The sequence below is a fragment of the Pseudoalteromonas sp. BSi20652 genome (assembly GCF_000239855.1).
Lineage (GTDB): Bacteria > Pseudomonadota > Gammaproteobacteria > Enterobacterales > Alteromonadaceae > Pseudoalteromonas.
In genome coordinates, this window is the sequence record NZ_BADT01000143.1 from 1 (window position 1) to 1,707 (window position 1,707).

A 1,707-nucleotide genomic window follows, 5' to 3' on the forward strand; every position below is an offset into this window, starting at 1 on the left:
GCTCTATTGTTTAAGGTTGGTTTTTAATAAAGTAACGCTACTATTTATGCTCAGCGTTATTTTTACATCACCAAACTTCATGTCTGTTTACTTGGCAGTCATCCGGGTCTAAATAAGGTTTTAGCTCCTCAGGAAAAGCGTGTTTTTCTGTTATATCTTTATCGATTTTGAAGTAATGCTCTATCGATTGATATAAATGAGTGCCAAGTGGGATTGATGTATCCATAAAGGTCATGGCTGTGGCGTATGCCAGTGAATCCCATTCACGATTTGAACCACCCACATAAAAAGTAGGCTTGGTAAAGCGATAATGTTTAGGGTATTTTAACGGCACCATAAGAGACACAAACACGCGTGAACCACCACGGGCTGAGCCTACATTACGCTCATTTGCACCATAGCAAACAATATCTTCGTAAGGTAAATAAAACGGTTTTCTGAATAATGTATGCGGAGTTTTTACAAGCCCGGTATGACGATTAAAATAAAAATTATCTCGGTGCGCTAATATGGCCCGGTGTTTCAGCATATAAAAACCTATAATAAACATAGGTGCGTATATAGCAAATGGCACCCACCGATAATCCTCCCACACAAAGCCAATAACACCCAAATCAACGAAAAAAAACAGAACTGCAGCGACCATTAACAAGAAGCTTAGACCAGTAAATAAATTTGACCACCCTCCAAACCATGAAATAGCCAACTGCTTACCATCGCTCTCTACCCAATGTCCCTCAAGTGTTGACCCACTATCTGGGGATTCAAGCTCTGCTGAATATTCATCAGTAAAACGCTTACTTTTAAACGTGCGAGTTTTGAATCTGCAACCATTGAGTGCTTCGGCTTTTTTTAATCGCGTTTCATAACTGTCTTTATGTAAGTAATCTCTTGGTAGTCGCTCATTGTAGGTTTGTCTATTATCACGGTATTTACTTTTGTTATCGCCTCTCCTTTCGATTTCTAGCATTTTTTCAGGGTTATTTTTTCTAAATTCTTCTAATCGGACGACCGCTTTTTCATCTAGAGCGAGTTGTTTTATGGTTTTATCTTTCGCTCTAGCGGGGTCTCGACCAGGATTTTCAGCGCACCACTGTTTAATTGCGTTAATACGGTTTTCTCTTTTTATTTTTTTCTTTCTTCGTGAGTTAAACCGTCTTCCTCTTCAGCAATGAGGCGATCAGCTCGCTCATTGAATATTCTTTCTTCCTCTAATCTTTGATCATCTATGTTCATAGTTACTCCTTTACGCGATCTACTTCTTATAAATTAATTACTGCTTGGCTGATAACTTGACCAATACGGTGACTGTACCTGCGGTCATCACCCCAAGATAATGCTCCAGATTTTTCATCCGCTTTGTAATACTCAATTGGTAAGCCATAGGTACTATTAAAACCTTGAATAGTCGCTTGATCTTTGCCATTTGGATAAACTGTTGCCTCTAATTTAAGCTCTATTTGGTCGCCTGATTCTAACCCGAGCGCGGCCAGTAAAAACAATTAAACTAGACAGCCACTCTAATTGTTCAAGCTAAACTGTGCCATAAAATCTACTTTTTAGGTTAAAAACTTACCTTTCCTTATCTATTTCTTTTATTTAATTCATTAAATAAAACATTACCGCTGTTAAACCTAAATTACATGCACGAAAATAACTGCATGATGCAGTTGTGATTTATTACTAAATAGTTTTACTGAGCAGCTT

2 protein-coding genes are annotated in these 1,707 nt (G+C 38.0%); both read right to left on the bottom strand.

Features of this window, described 5'->3' with window-relative positions:
- Positions 1–67: 67 nt before the first annotated feature.
- Complete coding sequence (locus tag P20652_RS06715) at positions 68–970, bottom strand: hypothetical protein (protein WP_008169932.1); 903 nt, start codon at positions 968–970, stop codon at positions 68–70.
- Positions 971–1,262: 292 nt separating this feature from the next.
- Entirely contained in the window at positions 1,263–1,502 is a 240-nt protein-coding gene (locus tag P20652_RS06710; RefSeq protein ID WP_008169933.1) for a hypothetical protein, read from the bottom strand.
- Positions 1,503–1,707 lie beyond the last annotated feature (205 nt).

Coding starts and splice junctions, on each gene's coding strand:
- P20652_RS06715 (WP_008169932.1), bottom strand. CDS start 970: ATGCTAGAAATCGAAAGGAGAGGCGATAACAAAAGTAAATACCGTGAT.